This is a genomic window from Lutibacter sp. HS1-25 (assembly GCF_004121075.1).
GTDB lineage: Bacteria > Bacteroidota > Bacteroidia > Flavobacteriales > Flavobacteriaceae > Lutibacter.
The window spans coordinates 1-916 of the sequence record NZ_RHLN01000101.1; the positions used below are offsets into that span (position 1 = coordinate 1).

Consider the following 916-nt stretch of genomic DNA (forward strand, 5'->3'; position numbering starts at 1 on the left):
TTTAAATGCAATTAAGTTTTTTATTATTCAATTAAAAAAGAGGCTGTATTGAAATTATCAACATAGTCTCTTTAATAATTATCTTTTTAAATATACTTTAAAGTTTAATAAAAGCAGCCGAAGTATTAACTTGAGAAAATTGTCGTCCCCACAACGGTAGTAAAATCAAGAAGAATTACAACAAACTGCTTTTTGTTTTAAATGCAATTAAGTTTTTTATTATTCAATTAAAAAAGAGGCTGTATTGAAATTATCAACATAGTCTCTTTAATAATTATCTTTTATTAAAAATCAGTCTGGCATACCTAAGAAAATTGTTGTCCCCACAACGGTTCTAAAATCAAAATTTAATTACAGACTTCTTTTTAAATTTTAAATAAAAACATCTCAATTAAAATTCAATTTTAAAGCCCCAATTAAAATTAAATTAAAAAAGAGGCTGTATTGATAATTTCAATACAGCCTTTAAAAATTAAGTTTCAGTTTACCTGACTTAAATTTAATAAAAGCAGCCGAAGTATTAACTTGAGAAAATTGTCGTCCCCACAACGGTAGTAAAATCAAGAAGAATTACAACAAACTGCTTTTTGTTTTAAATGCAATTAAGTTTTTTATTAAAAGTGCCATATTATAAGCATCATCAGCTCTACTATCGGTATGAGAGCCTAATTTAATTACCATTCCTGGATATTTATTCATTAAAGCAACAACTTTATCCAATTCTAATGCAGCATCAGGTCTTATATTTGATTTATCCAAATCAAAATAAATAATTTTTAGATCAGCTAAAATTGCCACATCCTCTATTGGAGCTAAAGCAATGTTTAAATCAACTTTAATTTCTTTTTCCTTTTCCAATCCAAATGAACTAAAATCTTGTAAATATACTTTAAAGTTTAATAAAAGCAGCCGAAGT

1 protein-coding gene is annotated in these 916 nt (G+C 25.9%); it reads right to left on the reverse strand.

What is annotated here, in order from left to right:
* Positions 1-570 precede the first annotated feature (570 nt).
* On the reverse strand, positions 571-916 hold a 346-nt coding region (locus EC396_RS12640), incomplete at its 5' end, for an OmpA family protein (protein WP_164975293.1).